We start from the raw sequence: 20022 nt of genomic DNA, 5'->3' as shown, positions 1-20022 counted from the left end.
TTTTTCCATAAATTTATAGAACACCGCAAAACGTCATATGACTATGAAAGCATTAATTTACTTAATCTTTCAAGCATTTCTTATGGTTAGCTGTAAGAACAGAGCGTCTCAAGAAAAGGTCGATATCGTTTATTTTGGAGGAACTATTTTAACTATGGGAATATCTGACTCTATAAAAGATCCGAAAGGCAGGCACTACGGAAGAGAAAAAAAGATGGGAAAACTTAATGGAAAGGGAGTTTCAGTCTACAAAAGAAAGTAAAGTATTTTATAGGATTCCCATGTTAATATAAACTTTAAACCAAATAAAAAAGCAGATGAAAAATCATCTGCCTTTATTATATTAGGGAGAAAGCGTTTGCTTATCCTCCGAATTTTTCTGCGTAATCTTTTTGAGAAGCTTTGATCACTTTTTTAGCGTGCTCAGCTCCGTATACCTCATGGATTCTGCATTTTGCAGGCTCATCAGGTAAGTTTTTATAGGTTAGAAAGTAGTGCATCAGTCTTTTCACTTCAGCTTCCGGAAGCTCAGCAATATCTCTGAAGTGTCCAAAAGCATGGTCACCGATCATTACTGCAACGATTTTATCATCAGCTTCACCTCCATCGATCATTTTGAAACCACCGATTGGAATAGCTTCCATTAGCAATCCACCTGAATGGATATTGTGAGAGCTTAATACACAGATATCAAGCGGATCATGATCACCCTCCGTTACATCATCAGCTCCAGCTTCTACAGCCAGTTTCATTACTTCGTTGTGGCAGTATGTTCTTGGAACAAAACCGTATAAAGCGGGAATAATATTAGAAAATTTCTGAGGTCTGTCTACCTTTAAAAATCCTGTTTCTTTATCTACTTCATATTTAATAGTATCTGAAGGAACGATTTCCACGAATACGTTAACAACATTTGGCGCATCTTCTCCTGCAGAAACCCCATGCCATGGATGTGCTTTAAAATTTGGAATCATTATTTATCTGTTATTTTTTAAGTTATAATTAAAATTTCTCTTCTAAGGTCTTCTATAGTGGCAGCAATATAATCATTGCCTTCCATATAATTCATGATGAAAATAGTTTTGAATTCTTCAAGATCTGCATTTCCACTCAACCCATCATAGGTTTTGTGAAGCAAATCTATTAAAGCATTTTTAGAATCTACAATATTCTTCCATGAACTTTTTGTAATATACAGCTGCTGTGAAGAATTATAGTCAAACTCTTCATTAATGGTCTTTTCAGTAAGGAAGATGAACTCATGTACTGCCAGATCCTTATCAAATTTCTGAATAATATTTGACGGTTTTATCCTTTCTAAAAAAAGAGTCATCCTTTCGTAGGAATGGGCTTTGTTTTCCGAATTTGATTTTACAGAAAGAAGCTTGATCTCCTGATTTTTAAGGGTAATGTACGAGTGTACAAATTGTCTCAGCAAAACCAGAAAAGGAATTGCGATAATCAATGCAAAAGCATACGGTAGATATCCTGAAAAACTAGCCATAATTTTAGACCGCAAAATTACTAATTATTTTCCGGCTTCTAAAGTCTTTTTGAATATATCGGTCTTTGAATTCTGAATATAGATCAGAGCAAGGATAATGATGAGATAAAAACCGATCATCATCCTGTTCGCCAGACTAGGAAAAACCAGGTATCTTAGAAAAACAGATGCATATACAGCACCGAAAAACATGCATTGCGCCCAACTCTTCTTACTTTGCAGGGAAAATTGATTCGCAAGAATAATAACAATGAACAATAACAGTAAAGGGAAATAGGAACCGTTAAAATCAAGCATGACGTTTTTCTTGAGAAAATTCAGATAATCCGGAAAATAGAATGCATCCGGGTGTGATATAGGATAGATCTGAACCTTGGTGAATTGATTCATAAATAAAGTAGACCATGAGATCTGGTTGAAATACTGAATGAGAAAAAAGGAGAGAAATAAATAGCCATAAGATAAAAACAGCCTTGAAGTACTGATCCGAATAGCATTTTTATAGAAATAAACCAGAATGTACAGGAATGAGAACAAAATAAAATATTCCGGTCTGGTCAAAATACAGAGCATGGCAAAAACTGTTGCTGCCAGGTAGTTTTTCCTGATAACAAAAGTATAGAAACTTAACAACAACATTAAACAGGATAAGCTATCCGCAGAGGCATGTCTGCTGGCCTCCAAAAGCGGTTTGAATAAAGAGATGATCAACGTTATAATAAATGCCAAAGGATAATTCTTCAAAATCCTGGTCAGATAAGTGAATATTAAAACTAAAATGAGAACATAAGAAAGTATGGAAGTTAGAGATATTGCGGTTGTTACTTTAAAACCCAATTTAAAGAACATCAGATTTACAAAATTATAGAAAGGTTTTACTGAAAAAAGCTGCAGTTCTTCTTCGTAAGCCTTAGGATTTTTTGAAAGGGTATTGTAATACGTATTCTCTCCTATGGCAACTTCTTCATCATTCTGGGAAATTGCAGAAATTTTTGGATTGAGGATTTCTAATTCTGTATATACCTTTTTATGAATATCTTCCATTTTCATATTGGGATATTCGGTTTTGTAAACAAGTCCTACATAAGCTTCTATATCTACATTGTAATACTGATGTGTATAAAGATAATATGACATCAGGCATAGGTAGATTGAAAATATGAAAACAAGAATAACATTAATTCTCTTCATTTGCATTTGTTTAGTTAAGAATGCAAAAGTAAAGAAACTATTCTTTCAGTAAACGGTTTTGTTCTTTTTTACAGAAACTTCAGCAATTATAACTCGAAAAGAGCTGGCCTCTGCGTCACCTCGTGATAACACACACTATTTTCGTCAAAAAAATGATATACAAGGCTTTTTCGGGTTTTGTTCTTATCGGTATGTGGCTCACCACCATGAAGAATGTTGGCATGCCATATTAACATATCTCCTTTTTTTGCTTTAAAAATTTCTTTTTTCAAACCTAATTCTTTGACTTTGTTCTCCAGAAATTCTTCATAAGCCCGGTAGCTTTTTTTACCGATCCTTAAGGCATCACCTTCGTTATCGTAATCAGAATTCAGGAAATAAGGAAGTTTGTGACTTTTGGGGATATAATGCAGTGCGCCATTGGTTTCGTCCACGTCTTCCAAAGCGATCCATACTCCCAAAAGTCCGCCCAAAGGATAGGTTGTCATATGAATACTGTCCGAGTGTGTTTTCTGCTGGCTACCATTAATAAAATTAATACTCTGGAAAAGCTTGGCTTTACCGTCTAAAAGTACAGACAGAAAATCCAGCAAACTTTTATCACTTCCAATTCTTTTAATGATCTCGGAATGATGAATGGCAAACATTAATTTTCCACCATAAATAAATTTAAGCGTCCCATTTTCCATCAGCTTTTCAATTTCACTGTTGATCTGGTCTGCCGCATCTGTTGTAATGAAATTTCTCAAGATCATATACCCGTTATCATCATACTGCAGGGCATTTTCTTTATTCTCTGCAGATAATTCTTTGAAAAACGCAGTTTCCTTAAGCTTGTTTTCTCCTATTTGTCTCTCAGTAGCCGGAAGATGGGCAAAATCAGCACTTGAAATACTGGAAAAGTAATTTTTATTGAGACCATATTTTTTGTACAAAGGAATATTGTGGTGCAATTTTTTCCTATTAAAAAAATTATAAATAATATAAGGCAGTTTATAATGGCGGATCTGCTTTAGCATAGCTGGATTATTAGTAAAATATCTTTATAAATGTACGGAATAATATCTAATTAAAACCATTCTAAATAACGAAAATTATATGATATTAATCTTAGGAAAGTTTCCCTCTCATCAGAAATTTAGCAAAATCTTTAATCAACTTCTTTTTTGAGTTTTCTATGACTGCATAATGCTTTAATTCTGGTCTGAACCCTCTGAAAAACTCTTCAATACTTGGAAGATTACCTCCTTCGAAATCAAAAATACAACTTTCTATATTCTCCTTAATCACATAATCAATAAGTGTAGATGCACCAGCCATTTTAATGTATTTTTTATCATTAAAAGTTCCTAATAAAGCAATAGTATCATAATCTGAATAAATTGCAATCATATTGGTGATCTCGTTGTGATAATAAAAAGCTAAAAACTTCAGATATTGAAGTGAATAAAATGTCTCAAGTGTCTGCATCAAAACATTAGCATCATTATCTTTTTCAAGTCCTACCACATTATTTCTTATAAATTCTTCTGCCTCATGAAAGCTTATTTCTTTGATCTCCGAATTTTCTTTCACTTCATCATCCAGTCTTAATTTCCTTTTTCTTTTCGGTGAATACTTCGCAAAAACCTGATCATAGACACCAGGATATAAAAGAAAATTCTTTTTCGTCTTTAATTTTGAATCTAAAGTATTGGTCTCATTAAAATGATAAGCTCTGATCAGATAGTTTTTCTGTAGAAAATGCAGAAATTTTTCATTGATTTTTTGATCATCCTGGGCTGAAAAAATGCCAAGCTGCTGGCATATCAGTGGATTATGCACAATTTTAACCCCTTTTTTAAGGATAAAAGGCACTGGCATTACAGCTTCATAATCCTGATAAACCAAAATATCCCACTGCTTATTTGTTGTGACATCTAAGAAAGTCTTTGATGCCGAATATTTTCTCTGTTCCGAGTTTTCTAAGCAGGCTGCATATTTTTCAAAATCGATCTCTTTATATTTCAGTCTTCTAATCATAACAATCCTTCATCTGAGAAACTAAGATATTTATCCTGTGTAATAATAATATGGTCCAAAAGCTGAATGCTCAATGTGTCTCCGGCCTCCTTTATTTTCTTGGTAATACTGATATCTTCCTTACTGGGTTTTAGACTTCCGGACGGATGGTTGTGAGCAATAATAATCCCGGTTGAAAAATGATCCAAGGCTGTTTTAAATAAAATCCTCACATCCACAATCGACTGGCTTATTCCTCCATGGGTAAGCTGTGAAATATGAATCACTTTATTGCTTTGGTTTAGAAATACAGCCCAGAACTCTTCAGTCCTTAAGTCTGACAGCTTATTTTTAAGAATAGAGTAAGCATCACCGCTGTTGGAAATGACTGCCTTATCCGGAATTTCCTGAATGGCCCTCCTCTTCCCGATTTCCAAAGCAGCAATAATGGAAACAGCTTTCACTTCTCCAATTCCTTTAAACTTCGTCAGGTCTTTACTGGAAAGAAGGCTTAGCTGGTGCCAGCTATTGTTTACAGATGCCAGAATTTTTCTTGCCAGCTCCAGAGCACTCTCGTTTCTGCTTCCACTTCCCATGATAATGGCCAGTAGTTCGGAATCAGAAAGTGAATTCTTACCTTTCAGCAAAAACTTCTCTCTGGGTCTGTCGTCTTCGGCAAGGAATTTTATGGTCATTTTTGATCTGTGTTTTTAAAAAACGTAAGGTACGAAATTAATAAAACGCATACAAAATTACCGGCCTTTTTGATGTATCAAGGTATTTGGCACTTTGGATCAATGCATTGGTGGAAAGCATGGGACACCCCAAGCTTAAACAGGCCGGATTTAAAGATTCCTTATCCGGAACACATCCAAGGGAATGCAGTACGATTGCCCGTTCCATGGCATTGCTATTGGTAGCATCAAGGCCATTCAGACGGTAAGCTTTTCCGAATTTTCCGTTATAGCTGTTCAGTATCTCATATTTTCCCAACGAAGACTGGTAGGAGCCTTCTGTATTGCTGAATTTAAGTGCATTGGAATTTTTTATCACAGAGCCTGACCCATGAGAAACCAAAGCTTTTTGCAATATTTTATTACTTTTCAGGTCGTAGATAAAGTAACGGTATTTACCGGAATAGGTTTTAAAATTAATAAAAACAGCAATATCCTTGTTATAATTTTTCCCTTTCAGAAAGTTTTTTATCTCCAATACCCTTTCTGCCGGCAGAATTCCGGAAGCATTACTTTCCTGAGACTCAACTTTAGAGCAGGAAATAATAAAAAGGAACAGGAAAATGAATTTTCTCATTAGAGATTTGCAGATTTACTCGATAATCATACCGTCTTTCATGACCAGTTTCCGGTCTGTGATTTCGGCAAGGTTCGGGTTGTGGGTTACAATGACAAAAGTCTGGTTGTATTTGTCCCTAAGATCAAAAAATAAACGGTGAAGATCATCCGCATTCTTGGAATCTAAGTTTCCGGTAGGCTCATCAGCAAAGATAATTTTCGGAGAATTGATCAAAGCTCTTGCAACGGCAACCCTTTGTGCTTCTCCTCCCGATAGCTGATTGGGCTTGTGGTGAAGCCTCTGCTCTATTTTCAGATCTTCAAACAAAGCATAAGCCTTATCCAAAGCCTCTTTCTCATTGGCTCCGCCTATTTTTGTCGGAAGCAAAACATTTTCTAAAGCAGTAAATTCCGGAAGAAGCTGATGGAACTGAAATACAAAACCGATATTCTGGTTTCTGAATTTGGAAAGCTGTTTATCATTCATATTGATAAAAGATTCCCCTGCAATACTGATTTCCGTATTGTACTTACTAGAATTGCTAGGATGATCCAGGGTTCCTAAGATCTGAAGCAAAGTAGATTTTCCAGCTCCGGATTCCCCTACGATAGAAACAACTTCACCCGTTTTGATATGAATGTCAACACCTTTCAGTACTTCTAAATTCCCATAAGACTTATGGATATTACTTGCTTTAATCATGTTTCAAAAATAGTAATTTGATTTGAAATATAGTCAATTGTAAAAGGTCAATTTACTACACTATAATAATTTTTTCATGTGATAATTACCATTCAAAAAAAACCTCTCGAAATGAGAGGTTTTAATATTTACAATCTGAACTGTTACAGTAACAGGGTTAAAGGATTTTCCAGATATGTTTTTAAAGTCTGTAAGAACTGAGCTCCTGTAGCACCGTCTACCACTCTGTGGTCACATGCCAATGAAAGCTTCATGATGTTTCCTACCACAATCTGCCCATCTTTTACGATCGGTTTTTCGATGATTGCTCCTACTGAAAGGATCGCAGAATTCGGCTGGTTGATGATACTTGTAAAGGTCTCGATTCCGAACATACCCAGGTTTGAGATTGAGAATGTAGAACCTTCCATTTCATTTGCCTTCAAGCCTTTGCTCTTAGCTCTGGAAGCCATATCTTTTACCGCTGCAGAGATCTGCGTGTAGTTCATCTGATCTGTATTCTTCAGTACAGGAACCACCAATCCGTCAGGAATAGCTACTGCTACACCCACGTTGATATTTCCTCTGTGAATGATCTTATCTCCTGCCCAGCTTGAATTCACCTGAGGATGTTTTCTTAAAGCAACAGCAGTCGCCTTGATGATCATATCGTTGAAAGAGATTTTGGTATCCGGTAAAGAGTTGATCTCTTTTCTGGCCTCAATCGCTTTATCCATATTGATCTCTACCATCAGGTAGTAATGTGGAGCAGAGAATTTACTTTCAGCAAGACGTTTCGCAATGATATTTCTTACCTGAGAGTTTGGAGTCTCTGTATCTTCACCCTGTATAAAGCTTAATGCAACCTGTGCTGCTGCCGGAGCAGTAGCGGCTGGTTGAGCCTGTGCAGCTTGTGAAGGCTGATAGTTTTCAATATCTTTTTTAACGATTCTTCCATTTTCTCCTGAACCGTGAACACTGTTGATGTCCACTCCTTTGTCCTGAGCCATTTTCTTAGCTAGTGGAGAAATGGCTACTCTGTCTGAAGACGAAGAGCTTACAGCCGGAGTTGCTTTTTCTTCTGCTTTAGCTTCAGTTTTCTCTTCAGCCGGTTTTTCAGAAGTCTGGGCAGCTGCCTTTGGAGCACCTACAGCAGAAACATCTGTACCTGCAGGGCCTATCATAGCCAATACTGAATCTACCGGAGCAGCACCTCCTTCTTCTACACCCTGCTTCAATAGTACCCCGTTGAATTCAGATTCAAAATCCTGAACTGCTTTATCTGTTTCGATCTCAGCAAGAAGGTCTCCTTCTTTTACTGTATCGCCTACATTCTTGTGCCATTTTGCTACTTTACCTTCCGTCATAGTATCGGAAAGTCTCGGCATTGTAATAATTTCTACGCCTGCAGGAACTTCTGCAGAGGTCTGCTCTACACTGGTAGCGTTGTTTTCTGTTTTGGATTCTTCTTCAGATTTTTTTTCTTCAGAACCACCTGCAGCAGGAGCAGCAGCTCCACCGGTAAGCCCTGAAATATCTTCCCCTTCATTCCCGATAATTGCCAAAACAGAATCTACAGCAGCAGCAGCGCCTTCTTCTACACCAATGTATAAAAGAGTTCCGTTTATTTCAGATTCGAAATCCTGAACAGCTTTATCTGTTTCAATTTCGGCCAAAATATCTCCTTCTTTTACCTGATCTCCTACTTTTTTATGCCATTTCGCCACTTTACCTTCCGTCATAGTATCTGAAAGGCGGGGCATCGTAATTACTTCTGCCATAATTTTTAATATGATAATTTGTTAATGTGATGATGTGAGAATAAAAAAATGTCTCATTTTCAAATTCTCAAATTATCTAATTATTAATTTTCTAATTTATCTAAGAACGGATAGTTTTCCTGAGCATAAACATATTCATAGATCTTATCAGGATCCGGATATGGAGAATTCTCCATGAATTCGATACACTCTTCTACAAAATCTCTTGATTTATTGTCGATTGTTTCCAATTCAGCCTCTGTAGCCCATCCGTTTTCCAAAAGTCTGTGTTTTACCAGTTCCATAGGGTCATCATTCTTATGAATAGCTACTTCTTCCTTGCTTCTGTAAGGTTCAGCATCAGACATAGAGTGTCCTCTGTAACGGTATGTTCTTGCTTCTATGAAAGTAGGCCCATCGCCTCTTCTCGCTCTTTCTATTGCTTCGTAAGCTGCTTCAGCTACTTTTTCAGGATCCATTGCATCTACGGCAAGGCAAGGCATTTCGTATCCTAAACCTAATTTATAGATATCTTCGTGGTTGGCTGTTCTTTTTACAGAAGTTCCCATTGCATACTGGTTGTTTTCTACCACAAATACTACAGGAAGCTTCCAGTTCATCGCCATATTGAATGTTTCATGAAGCGATCCCTGTCTTGCAGCCCCGTCTCCGAAGAAGCAGATATTTACCGCTTTTCTGTCATAATACTTATCTGCAAAAGCAATTCCAGCTCCTAAAGGAATCTGTCCTCCTACAATACCATGTCCACCATAGAAACGGTGTTCTTTGCTGAAAATGTGCATAGAACCACCCATACCTCCGGATGTTCCGGTAGCTTTACCGCAAAGCTCAGCCATGATTCTCTTTGGATCTACGCCCATCGCCATTGGATGAATGTGGCATCTGTAAGCAGTAATCATACTGTCCTTTGTTAAATCCATTGCATGCGTGAAGCCGGCAGGAATAGCCTCCTGACCATTATACAAATGTAAAAAACCTCTGATCTTTTGTTTTAGATAAAGAGAACGGCATTTGTCTTCAAACCTTCTCCACATTGTCATATCTTCATACCACTTAAGGTATACCTCTTTAGAAAATTCTTTCATGTGCTAGCTCTTGCTTTTTTATGATGAATAGTTGAGCAAAATTATAAAAAAAACTTTGTTTTTATCGTATAGATACCAATTGTTTTTTTGCTTATAGTGTTATATTTGAATTTTAAACTTGAACATGGAAGAAAAACAGCCTTCAATGGTGCATAAAATTTCAAAAATCATCTCAGATTTTTTCAATCCGCTGGTCTCTTTATTTATTTTCTTTATTTATATGAGCGTAAGAGAATATTCATTTAAAGAATCTCTGATATATTTTATTCCTTTATTATTGATGATTATGGTTCCGGTAGTTATCTGGCTGGTATGGAATGTAAAAACGGGAAGATATACGAATATGGATGTTTCAGACCGGGTGCAGAGGAAAACGCTCTATATCTTCATTGCAGCATGTGTGATTGCTTATCTTATTTTCAACTATTTCAGAAATGGATATATTGATCTTGTCATGCTTTTTATCCTGATCCTGATCTTCACCATGCAGATTAGTAATTTCTATATTAAAAGCTCTATGCATACATCATTTAATGTATTTGTTGCAGCACTGTTTTTCTCACTGGACTGGAAAGCCGGACTGGTATGGCTGGGAATCGCTGCTTTAGTGGGAATTACAAGAATTATTTTAAAAAGACATACCGTAAAGGAGGTATTTATGGGTGCAGGAATAGCATTTGTGGTATCTTTTATTTATCTTTATTGCAATATACAATTTCAACATTAAGACATTCTATGAAAATAAATCATCTTACCGCTGCTGAGGAGAATTTTATGAAGCTGTTTTGGAAGCTTGAATCTTTTTATCTAAAAGACATTATGGAACAGCATCCTGAACCGAAGCCACACCAGAATACTGTTTCTACCTACCTGAAAATATTAGTTGAAAAAGGTTATATCACCACTCAGAAAGAAGGAAGGATTTTTAAATATACCGTGATTTTTCCTTTAGAAGAATACAGAAAATTCATGCTGAAAGAGCTTGCCCATAATTTCTTCAATGATTCCGGGAAAGATATTTTAGAGTTTTTATTTAACGAAAAACTGATCACTCAGAATGATCTGAGAAATTATTTTGATCTTAAAATCGAAATTGTCCCAACAAAAACTGAGGAACCGAAATTTGAATACGCTGAGGAGATCTTAAATCCTAAAAAGGGCAAAAAAAGCAAAACAAAAGAAAAGGATAAGGATAAAGACAAGAAGAAGAAAAAGAAGAAAGAATAAATACCAGCCACACAGATCATGAAAACGAAATTCCAGGAAATAGCCGGAAAAGCACAGGATGTCATACTGCGTTATCCTATGGTTTTATTGATGGCCCTACTCTCTTCTTTTGGAGCTATCCGTATGCTGAACAGTAAATATGACCGGGAACTTTTATTTACGTTTTCAAAGTTTACTGTGTGCTGCTGCCTTGGAATTTCTCTGATGTTTGGTCTGAAAATACTTTCCCAAAGAATCGGGAAAAGACTCTTACTGGAAGTACTGGGAACATTGTTTCTCGTTGGATTTTATTTCATACTTCCTGAAGAAGAGAAAAACTTCACCGAAGTCAATGGCTTCATCATTGCTATCACTCTTCTCCTATCTCATTTGATGGTTTCTTTTGCAGCGTTTTTAGAGAAAAACAGGGAACTTAATTTCTGGCAGTACAATAAAAACCTTTTCGTCAATATATTTCTGACAGCTGTATTCACCGGAGTTCTTACCGGAGGTGTAGAATTAGCAATACTGGCTGTTGATAAATTATTTGATTTTAATTTCAATGATAATCTATATCTCAATACGTTCTATGTTCTGGCTATTTTCGGGAGTTGTTTTATTTTTCTCCTGTTCAATGAAACAGGGCTGAGCTATCTTGAGAAAGACGGAACATATCCGGTGATTTTAAAATTTTTCACCCAGTTTGTATTGATCCCGCTTCTTTTCATTTACCTGATCATTCTTTATATCTATTCATTTAAAATAGTGATCAATTGGGAGCTTCCCAGAGGCTGGGTTTCTTACCTGGTTCTGGCGTACAGCATCGTTGGTATCCTTGCACTGCTGCTTGTTTATCCGTTAAAGGAGGAAAAAGCAAAATCGTGGGTGAAAGTATTTTCAAAGCTGTTTTATTACACCATTATTCCTTTAATTATTTTACTGTTTACCGCAGTATTTACAAGGATTCTGGAATATGGATACACAGAACCAAGATACTTTGTCCTGCTGCTTGCTTTATGGCTGCTGAGTATTGTGCTTTATTTTGTATTAAATAAAAAAGCAAGTATAAAATTCATTCCTGTAAGCCTGTTTGCATTTGGTGTTTTTTCATTGATATTTCCTTATTTAAATGCATTCAGTGTGGCGAAAAGAAGCCAGAAAAATGAACTGGTATCGCTTCTGGATAGCAAGAAACTTTTGGTCAATAATAAAATAGATTTTCAAAAGAAAATATCAGACTCTGTTGTGGATGAAATTGCCGATAAATTTGAATTCCTTGCCAAAAGAAAAGAAAAAGATTTCTTATTAGATCTTGTTAACACCAAAACAAAAGAACAATTATCGAAAGACTTTGAAAAGCCTTATTCATGGACAATCAATAACAGCCTCAGAAATTCTTTTACCCATATAGACAAAATATCGGGTGTTTCAAAATACGAACGACTGACCGTGGAAACAGAAAATAGCGTGATTCCTATTGACGGATATCAATACCTGATCAGCTTTAACAGTTATGATTATGAGCCTAAAAAGATTAATGGTGACACTTTTAGAATCATTAGCGAAGATCAGAATGATAGCTCCAGGAAGATTAAAGTAAGCCTTAATTCTAATGAGGAAGTAGATTTTACGCCAGCATTGGATAAGTTATTTAAAGATAACAACGGCAAAAAAGGAATTGTAAGACTGAAAGAGATTGCTGCGGAAAGCGACCTTGGAAAATACCATATTAAAATACTATTCACAAGCATTTCGAAAGAAGGAAATCCTTCTAATAAAGATGGCAGCATTTTCTATGACAATGCCCAGTTGTTAATCAGAGAGAAATAAACATTTAAAAATCTGAATTCTTTCCTTCATAATATTTTAGACTGTAGAAATCAATTTCACGGTACTACCTTCAGGTTATTTTACGCAAAAGCATCCAGAAAATATCTTTATCAAGGTTTTAACTTAAGGATGATTAAAGATCAAAATTTCTATGAATTATATCTCAATCAAGAAAATGTCCTGTTCTAAAACGAATCGACACAAAGCCAATTATCTTAGAGCAGGACAAAATAATGTATAAAAAAAGCGGCTTAAAAGCCGCCTTATATTTTTTACCAACGATTTCCGCCGCCGTTACCACCACGGTTGTTACCTCCGCCGTAGCCACCGCCACCATTTCCACGGTTGTTACCTCCGTAACCTCCGCCTCTGTTGTTGTCAAAGCTTCTTCTTGGCTTTTCCTCTCTTGGTTTAGCTTCAGATACGTTTAATTCTTTTCCGTTAAATTCTTTCTGATTAAGAGCTTCGATAGCTTGCTTTCCTTCTTCATCACCCATTTCTACAAAACCGAAACCTCTTGAACGGCCAGTCTCTCTGTCTGTAACGATTTTAGCTGATGATACATCACCAAATTCTGCGAATAGATCATGCAACTCATATTCTTTAGTTGCGTAATTGATGTTTGAAACAAAAATGTTCATTTTAAATAAAATTAAAAAATTAATAAAAATTTGGTATATAAGAGAAAAACAACATAAATTAATGAACAAATATTGATTCCACATATAAACGTATGCAAGATACAATTTAAATAGTTAAATCAAAGCTTTTTTTTAAATATTGTCAGATCATTTTGAAATTCACGCCATAATTTTATTGATAAAAATACATAAAACATTGTTAATCAATAAATTTTTGCTGAAATTTGCATACGTTAAAGTTAGTTAACATAATAAAAACTTCTACCCTGAAAGGGCAATTAAGAGATAAAATATATTACCATGCCTATTATAATAAATCTTGACGTGATGATGGCAAAGAGAAAAATGTCATTGAACGAACTTTCCCAAAAAATAAATCTTACTTTATCCAATATATCTAATCTGAAAACTGGAAAGGCCAAAGCGATCCGCTTCAGTACACTGGATTCCATATGCAAAGCTTTAGATTGCCAGCCCGGTGATATTTTAGAGTTCAGGGAAGCTTAATTTTATTTATACCTTATATATATGGAGCATACTACCAATTACAGGAATACCTTCATTGAAGTTGCAGAGGACTGTCCTGTTTCAAAAGCAGAAATTCCGCCTGAAAAGAAGATCAAAACATTGGCCAGTCTTCAGTACGAGCGGATTATGAAAAACCCTTATCACTATTCTTCCGATGATATTATTTTTGAATGCTATGCTGAAAAGAATGATATTCCGGAAAGCGAAAAACGGAAAGCCCGGACAGAATTTTTCTCGAAAGGACAACCCTGCCTCAGATCTTCCCCTTTGGCAAAACGTTACGGTTTTGGGATCCATCATAATGCAGAAGAAAAAGTAGCGCTTTTTGCCGTTGAAAGCCAGGAATACCAGAAGCTTTTCAATGACAATTCTATTAAAAAAGTAAAAGCGATGCGCTCCAAGAGAAAATGATTGAGATCATAAATCACTTTCTTTGTATAAGTAAATGCTGTTTCCTTGAAAAACCCGCTTTTAAACACTAAATTTGTACAGCAAATCATTAAAACATGAACTACCATACAAGAAAATGGGTAAAGCCTGAAGATCTGAACCCCAATCATTCTCTTTTCGGAGGAAGACTTTTGCAGTGGATCGATGAAGAGGCGGCGCTTTACGCCATCATTCAACTGGAAAACACAAAAGTGGTCACCAAATTTATTTCTGAAATCAATTTTGTAAGCTCTGCAAAACAGGGAGATATTATAGAAATCGGTATTGAAGCCATCAACTTCGGTTCTTCATCTGTTACTTTAAAGTGTAACGTGCGGAATAAAATGACCCATCAAACCATAATCACCGTAGATAAAATCGTTATGGTGAATCTTGACAATGAAGGAAATCCGGCGCCTCATGGAAAAACAGAAATTGAATTTGTAAAAGACAGACTGAGCAAGCCATGAAAATTTTCATCAAAAATATGGTCTGCAACCGGTGTATTGCTGCAGTAGAAAAAATATTCAGTGAGGCAGATATAAGATTACACTCTGTCACGTTGGGACAAGTTTCAACCGACGACCTTATTTCTGATGAGAAAATGTCCGCTCTCGAAAAAAAACTTGTGGAAACGGGTTTTGAAAGGATCAGAGATTCTGCACACCAACTTGTAGACAAGATCAAAAACATAATCATTGTAAAGGTGAGTGAACTGGACATTGAAGAAGATTTTCTTCTTTCTGAATTCTTAAGCGCAGAGATCCATAAAGATTACAGCGCTCTGTCCAAAACCTTTTCCCAAAACGAAAATATCACACTGGAACAGTTCTTTATCCTACAGAAGATTGAAAAAGTAAAAGAGCTGCTTCTCTATAATGAATTTACCCTTACGGAAATTGCAGGAAAGCTGGGCTATAAAAGTGTTCAGCACCTTTCTTCCCAGTTCAGGAACATCACAGGCTTTACCCCAACTGAATTCAAAAAGCTGAAAGACCATCAAAGAAAACCGCTTGATTCTTTATGAGTTTTCGAGAATAAAGTGTTTGAGTGTATTAGAGTTTGAGAGTGCCTGATTTTAAGTGATTATTTCCCCTTATCTTAAATTTTATTTATAAGCAAACATCCATCAATCAGTCAGTAATTCGTCTTTAAAACTTTAAAAATATCTGCCTAAATTATTTTCAAATATTTTGTCTAAAAAACGCCACCTCTCAATCTCACATCAACATTCGACCTATCTCAAACCCCCTCACTCTTAAACTCTCAAACACTTCCACTCCCCATTCCAAATTCTATAACTATTATCCTTAAATTTATAACAGCTTTACCATTCCATTTTGGAAATTTGTACTATAAATAAAGGATCATGGAAAGACAATATCATATACTGGGAATGACCTGCTCTGGATGTCAGAAAAAAATATCTGAAAAACTCAACAGCGTTGAGGGAGTTACAGCAGACGTCAATCTGGAAAACAATACAGCCACAATTACTTCTGATAAAGAAATTCAACTTTCAGACCTGAATAAGGCTTTGGAAGAAATAGGAAAATACAGGCTTGAAGACCCGGCTCAACCTGAAAAATCATTTGTAAAGCCACAGGACAGGGTTTCTCCCTCATCAGTCTATTACTGTCCTATGGAATGTGAAGGAGAAAAAGTATATTTCAAGCAAGGCGAAAGATGTCCCGTTTGTAAAATGTATCTCGTTCCTATAGAAGAAAAGCAGGCTAAAGATCCTAATTATAAGCCTACCTACTCTTCCAATAATCTTCCTGAAAATTTCAAAGACAATATTGGAAAGCATTATTGCCCTATGTTTTGTGAAGGAGATAAAATTTATACCGAAAAAGGGGACTGTCCGGTTTGCCATATGCATCTGGAAGAGATCACAGAAGATCTTGTTAAAAATGCGCCATCTCAAAACCATTCCCATGCTCATCATGATCACACTCATCATCATGAAGCTCCAAAAGTAACGGATGAAATGGCTGGAAAATATTACTGTCCCATGTATTGTGAAGGTGACAAGACCTACGATTCCAATGTAGGATGTCCTGTTTGCGGAATGGATCTGGTAAAATACCCTGAAAAGAAGACGGCAAAATACACTTGCCCCATGCATCCGGAAATTATCCGTGATGAGCCGGGAGACTGCCCAATCTGTGGTATGGATCTCGTAAGAATGCCTGACACTGCCGAGGATGAAGAGGATGAAACGTATAATATTTTAAAAAGAAAATTTCTTATTTCTCTTGCCTTCACCATTCCTGTTTTTATCCTTTCGATGGGCGGAATGTTCATCAGCTTCCCGTTTTCCCATCAGGTACAGGGATTCATTGAGCTTGCGCTTACTATCCCTGTGATGTTTTACTCAGGATGGTTTTTACTGAAAAGAGGCTGGGTTTCCTTTAAAACATGGAATTTGAATATGTTCAGCTTAATTGCCTTAGGTGTTGCCGCAGCATTTATCTTCAGTATTACGGCGCTGGCATTTCCTGATATTATTCCCCATGAGATCCGTGGACACAATCATGAAATACCGCTGTATTTTGAAGCGGTCTGTGTGATTTTAACCCTTGTTATTTTAGGACAGTTGATGGAAGCTGCCGCTCATAAAAAAACGGGAAATGCTATTAAAGAGCTGATGAATCTTTCTCCTGACGAAGCCAATCTCATTATGAATGGCGAAGAAAAAAGAGTCCTTTTATCGCAGGTAAAAATTGGCGATTTTCTTAAAGTAAAACCGGGTGAGAAAATTCCGGTGGATGGAAAGATCACCGAAGGGAATTCTGTGGTTGATGAAAGCATGATTACGGGAGAACCCATTCCTGTAGAAAAAAATATCGATGATAAAGTTACCTCCGGAACAATTAACGGAAATCAGGTTTTCGTAATGAAAGCTGAAAAAGTAGGCGATGAAACCCTTCTTTCGCAGATCATTAAAATGGTAAATGAAGCCAGCCGAAGCAGAGCTCCGATCCAGAAACTTACCGACAAAGTTGCTAAGGTTTTTGTTCCTGCTGTGATCCTTATCGCTATACTGACTTTTCTTTCTTGGCAATTTTTCGGACCGGAAGGTAAAAGAAGTTTATTTGCTTTTGTGAATGCTGTTGCCGTTTTAATTGTGGCATGCCCCTGTGCCCTTGGTCTGGCGACTCCCATGTCTTTAATGGTAGGAATTGGGAAAGGTGCTAAAAACGGTATTCTGATCAAAAATGCAGAAGCTCTTGAACACATGAATAAGGTAAACGTCCTGATCACCGATAAAACAGGAACTTTAACGGAAGGAAAGCCCTCTCTAGAATATATTGAAGCTTCTGAAAACGGGGATAAGAATCTGTTATTAAAACTCGCCTTTTCATTAAACCAAAACTCAGAACATCCGTTATCCAATGCGGTTATTAAAAGAGCAAAAGGAGAAAATATAGCTGCTGAAAAAGTAGATCAGTTTAAAAACATTTCAGGAAAAGGTGTTAAAGGAAACATCAATGGAAAAACAGCTTATCTGGGGAACGAAGCACTTATGACTTCCGGTGGATTAGCTATTCCGGAAAGCTTAAAAAATAAGGCTGTAGAAGTGCAATCCAAAGCACATACCATCTCTTACATTGCTCAGGATAAAACCGTTTTAGGCTTCATCAGTTTTACAGATAAAATCAAAGAAAGCTCTAAAAAAGCAGTTCAGCTTTTAATAAGCGAAGGAATTGATGTAATCATGATGACGGGAGACAATGAACATACCGCCAAAGCCGTGGCTGATGAACTGGGAATTAAACATTTCAAAGCAGGCTGTCTTCCTGAAGATAAATTAAACGAAGTAAAAAAACTGCAACAGCAGGGCAAAATCGTAGCCATGACCGGAGATGGGATCAATGACTCCCCCGCATTGGCACAGTCTGATGTAGGTATTGCCATGGGAACCGGCACCGATGTAGCCATTGAAAGCGCAGAAATCACATTACTGAAAGGTGATATTTTAGGAGTGGCCAAAGCTAAACTTTTGAGTGAGAAACTCCTTAAAAACATTAAAGAGAATCTGTTTTTTGCATTTATCTATAATGTACTGGGTGTTCCGGTAGCGGCAGGATTATTGTATCCTTTCTTTGGAATACTCTTATCACCTATGATTGCAGCAGCAGCAATGAGCGTCAGTTCATTATCTGTAATCCTGAATTCACTGCGGTTAAATTCCGTAGACTTGGATATAAAATAAACTAGTAGAATATGAAAAAAGGAAGTCTTTACGTTGGATGCTCGGGATTTTACAATAACGATTGGAAAGGGTCGCTATACCCTGAAAATGCTCAAAGTAAAGACTTTCTTATATTATATTCCCAGGTTTTCAATTCCGTGGAGATCAATTCTACTTTTTATAGAAAGCCAACAGCAAAAACGCTTACAAAATGGCATGATGAAACGAATGATGATTTTAGATTTTTTATCAAGATCCCTAAAGCTATTTCACACGAAAAACGGCTTAAAGATGCAAAAGACGATATTTCAGAATTCTGCTCACATATTCACGCTCATTTAAAAGAAAAACTGGCTGGTTTTTTATACCAGTTCCCGCCTTCTTTTAAAAATTCACCGGAAAATCTTGGACTCGTCCTGGCTAACCTTGAATTTAATTATTTAAATGTTATTGAATTCCGACATGAATCCTGGTGGACGGAGAAAATTTTTACCATTTTAAAAGAGAAAAATGTTGTATTTTCAGGAGTAAGCTTTCCCGGTAACCTTCCTGAAGATCTTATCATTAATCATCAGGAAATTTTGTACTACAGACTCCACGGAAAACCTATTCTATACAAATCTGAATACAGTGAGGAATTCCTTGATAACCTGGCAAAAAAAATCAAAAATTCAGAAAGAAAAGCATTTGTATTTTTCAATAATACCTGGGGAACTGCTGCTATTACAAACTCAATTTATCTGAAGAAAATTTTGGAATAATATTCTTTACTTTTCCATTAAAACATCTACGTTAATGGATGGCTCACCAGCTGAAAACTTTTGCCACACTCCAAAATAATTTCTGTAATAGGTCGCTTTTGAAAACGCAAAAATATTTCCCCCTATATAAAGTTTTCCTTTAAAATCATCCGAAGTCCGTACAGATACAAAGAAATCTTCATTCGTCCATATATTTTTATCATTAAGATCCAAGGAAACTGCATTATTTTGAATGTCATCTTTTGTGATGGAAAGTTTCAGCGTTTCATTTACAATAGATTCTCCAGGAAAATCCCCTGCAGCGCTTTGAATATCAAAAATCAGGGTAATTGGCTGATCAGCAATAAAAGAAGCCACATTAAGGTTGATCTTTTTAACCTTCAGCTTGCTGTTGTTTTTAACTTTTATAGCGTACTCTCTGAAAACCTTCTCCTTGTCATCAGAATTGTATCCGCAATAGGCTCTTTTCGAATTTCTCGTTCCAAAATTTTTCTGAATATATTTTTTAGGAATAATTTTGATATTTTCAATTTCAACCGTCTTTTCCTTAAGAGAGAGATTATAATGGTTCGAAGCTTCAAAATCTGAAACTTTCATACGAAACGGCTGATATCCGTTCACATCAATTTTAATGATCCTGTTTTTATCCACATTTGTAAGGTCAATAAGATATTTCCCATCCTTACCGGTTATATCACCCATATCTTCATTTTCAATTCCTATCCTCGCATCTGAAATGGGCTGCTCCTTTTCGGTGAAGATAGTCCCGGAAATTTTCTGGGCAGATAAATTAACAGCGGTAAGAATAATAAATAGATATTTCAGATTCATCAGATCAAATAATTCCCGAATATATGAAGAATACCGAAACTATAATTAAAATACAGGAAGCA

General features: G+C 36.2%; 22 protein-coding genes. 10 read left to right on the top strand and 12 right to left on the bottom strand.

The genetic code is table 11. The annotated features are described in order from the left end of the window. Positions 1-43: 43 nt before the first annotated feature. Entirely contained in the window at positions 44-262 is a 219-nt protein-coding gene (locus tag QF044_RS07095; protein WP_307265441.1) for a hypothetical protein, read from the top strand. Positions 263-362: 100 nt separating this feature from the next. Here QF044_RS07095 and QF044_RS07090 read toward each other — a convergent pair whose 3' ends face one another. The 10 genes from QF044_RS07090 to pdhA form a co-directional block, all read right to left on the bottom strand. Beyond that, positions 363-974: an inorganic pyrophosphatase gene (locus QF044_RS07090; protein WP_034727727.1), complete on the bottom strand. Its 612-nt coding sequence runs from the start codon at positions 972-974 to the stop codon at positions 363-365. Positions 975-991: 17 nt separating this feature from the next. Then, a complete protein-coding gene (locus tag QF044_RS07085) occupies positions 992-1504 on the bottom strand; it encodes a hypothetical protein (RefSeq protein ID WP_307265436.1) in 513 nt (170 codons plus the stop codon). Between the two features lie 24 nt (positions 1505-1528). Continuing rightward, the gene (locus tag QF044_RS07080) at positions 1529-2695 is read right to left on the bottom strand and encodes a hypothetical protein (protein ID WP_307265433.1); all 1167 of its coding nucleotides are present in this window, start codon (positions 2693-2695) and stop codon (positions 1529-1531) included. A gap of 86 nt (positions 2696-2781) precedes the next feature. Beyond that, a complete protein-coding gene (locus tag QF044_RS07075; RefSeq protein ID WP_307265431.1) occupies positions 2782-3648 on the bottom strand; it encodes a phytanoyl-CoA dioxygenase family protein in 867 nt (288 codons plus the stop codon). A gap of 157 nt (positions 3649-3805) precedes the next feature. Continuing rightward, positions 3806-4717, bottom strand: coding sequence for a hypothetical protein (locus QF044_RS07070; protein WP_307265429.1), 912 nt, complete (start codon positions 4715-4717; stop codon positions 3806-3808). After that, the gene (radC, locus tag QF044_RS07065; RefSeq protein ID WP_307265425.1) at positions 4714-5391 is read right to left on the bottom strand and encodes a DNA repair protein RadC; all 678 of its coding nucleotides are present in this window, start codon (positions 5389-5391) and stop codon (positions 4714-4716) included. Before radC ends, QF044_RS07070 begins: the two co-directional genes overlap by 4 nt. A gap of 37 nt (positions 5392-5428) precedes the next feature. Next, the gene (locus tag QF044_RS07060) at positions 5429-6007 is read right to left on the bottom strand and encodes a murein L,D-transpeptidase catalytic domain-containing protein (protein ID WP_307265423.1); all 579 of its coding nucleotides are present in this window, start codon (positions 6005-6007) and stop codon (positions 5429-5431) included. A gap of 15 nt (positions 6008-6022) precedes the next feature. After that, on the bottom strand, positions 6023-6691 hold the full coding sequence (locus QF044_RS07055) for an ABC transporter ATP-binding protein (RefSeq protein ID WP_307265420.1): 669 nt from the start codon (positions 6689-6691) through the stop codon (positions 6023-6025). Positions 6692-6834: 143 nt separating this feature from the next. Continuing rightward, positions 6835-8451 carry a 2-oxo acid dehydrogenase subunit E2 gene (locus QF044_RS07050; RefSeq protein ID WP_307265418.1) on the bottom strand — a complete coding sequence of 539 codons (1617 nt, stop codon included), beginning with the start codon at positions 8449-8451 and terminating at the stop codon, positions 6835-6837. A gap of 83 nt (positions 8452-8534) precedes the next feature. After that, complete coding sequence (gene pdhA / locus QF044_RS07045) at positions 8535-9536, bottom strand: pyruvate dehydrogenase (acetyl-transferring) E1 component subunit alpha (protein WP_307265415.1); 1002 nt, start codon at positions 9534-9536, stop codon at positions 8535-8537. A 124-nt stretch (positions 9537-9660) separates the two neighbouring features. Here pdhA and QF044_RS07040 point away from each other — a divergent pair, with 124 nt between their 5' ends. From QF044_RS07040 to QF044_RS07030, 3 genes are read left to right on the top strand one after another with little or no spacing between them, the layout of a single operon-like run. Next, entirely contained in the window at positions 9661-10263 is a 603-nt protein-coding gene (locus QF044_RS07040) for a phosphatase PAP2 family protein (protein WP_307265412.1), read from the top strand. Positions 10264-10271: 8 nt separating this feature from the next. Beyond that, a complete protein-coding gene (locus tag QF044_RS07035; RefSeq protein ID WP_307265410.1) occupies positions 10272-10763 on the top strand; it encodes a BlaI/MecI/CopY family transcriptional regulator in 492 nt (163 codons plus the stop codon). 18 nt (positions 10764-10781) lie between these two features. After that, positions 10782-12572, top strand: a complete 1791-nt coding sequence (locus tag QF044_RS07030) for a DUF4153 domain-containing protein (RefSeq protein ID WP_307265409.1) — start codon at positions 10782-10784, stop codon at positions 12570-12572. Between the two features lie 272 nt (positions 12573-12844). Here QF044_RS07030 and QF044_RS07025 read toward each other — a convergent pair whose 3' ends face one another. Further along, the gene (locus QF044_RS07025; RefSeq protein ID WP_116011808.1) at positions 12845-13213 is read right to left on the bottom strand and encodes an RNA-binding protein; all 369 of its coding nucleotides are present in this window, start codon (positions 13211-13213) and stop codon (positions 12845-12847) included. Positions 13214-13513: 300 nt separating this feature from the next. Here QF044_RS07025 and QF044_RS07020 point away from each other — a divergent pair, with 300 nt between their 5' ends. The 6 genes from QF044_RS07020 to QF044_RS06995 all read left to right on the top strand — a co-directional run bounded on the left by QF044_RS07020 (position 13514) and on the right by QF044_RS06995 (position 19129). After that, on the top strand, positions 13514-13720 hold the full coding sequence (locus QF044_RS07020; RefSeq protein ID WP_307265407.1) for a helix-turn-helix transcriptional regulator: 207 nt from the start codon (positions 13514-13516) through the stop codon (positions 13718-13720). A 21-nt stretch (positions 13721-13741) separates the two neighbouring features. Further along, complete coding sequence (locus QF044_RS07015; RefSeq protein ID WP_307265405.1) at positions 13742-14152, top strand: DUF6157 family protein; 411 nt, start codon at positions 13742-13744, stop codon at positions 14150-14152. Between the two features lie 95 nt (positions 14153-14247). Beyond that, positions 14248-14640, top strand: a complete 393-nt coding sequence (locus QF044_RS07010) for an acyl-CoA thioesterase (RefSeq protein ID WP_307265402.1) — start codon at positions 14248-14250, stop codon at positions 14638-14640. Beyond that, positions 14637-15197: an AraC family transcriptional regulator gene (locus QF044_RS07005; RefSeq protein ID WP_307265400.1), complete on the top strand. Its 561-nt coding sequence runs from the start codon at positions 14637-14639 to the stop codon at positions 15195-15197. Before QF044_RS07010 ends, QF044_RS07005 begins: the two co-directional genes overlap by 4 nt. A gap of 342 nt (positions 15198-15539) precedes the next feature. Then, positions 15540-18389 carry a heavy metal translocating P-type ATPase gene (locus QF044_RS07000; protein WP_307265398.1) on the top strand — a complete coding sequence of 950 codons (2850 nt, stop codon included), beginning with the start codon at positions 15540-15542 and terminating at the stop codon, positions 18387-18389. Between the two features lie 11 nt (positions 18390-18400). After that, positions 18401-19129, top strand: a complete 729-nt coding sequence (locus QF044_RS06995; protein ID WP_307265394.1) for a DUF72 domain-containing protein — start codon at positions 18401-18403, stop codon at positions 19127-19129. A 6-nt stretch (positions 19130-19135) separates the two neighbouring features. Here QF044_RS06995 and QF044_RS06990 read toward each other — a convergent pair whose 3' ends face one another. Next, the gene (locus QF044_RS06990; protein WP_307265391.1) at positions 19136-19960 is read right to left on the bottom strand and encodes a carboxypeptidase-like regulatory domain-containing protein; all 825 of its coding nucleotides are present in this window, start codon (positions 19958-19960) and stop codon (positions 19136-19138) included. Between the last annotated feature and the right edge of the window lie 62 nt (positions 19961-20022).

This window comes from Chryseobacterium sp. W4I1, from assembly GCF_030816115.1.
GTDB lineage: Bacteria > Bacteroidota > Bacteroidia > Flavobacteriales > Weeksellaceae > Chryseobacterium.
Note: the sequence above shows the minus strand (reverse complement) of the source record. Positions and strands in the feature narration are given on the sequence as shown.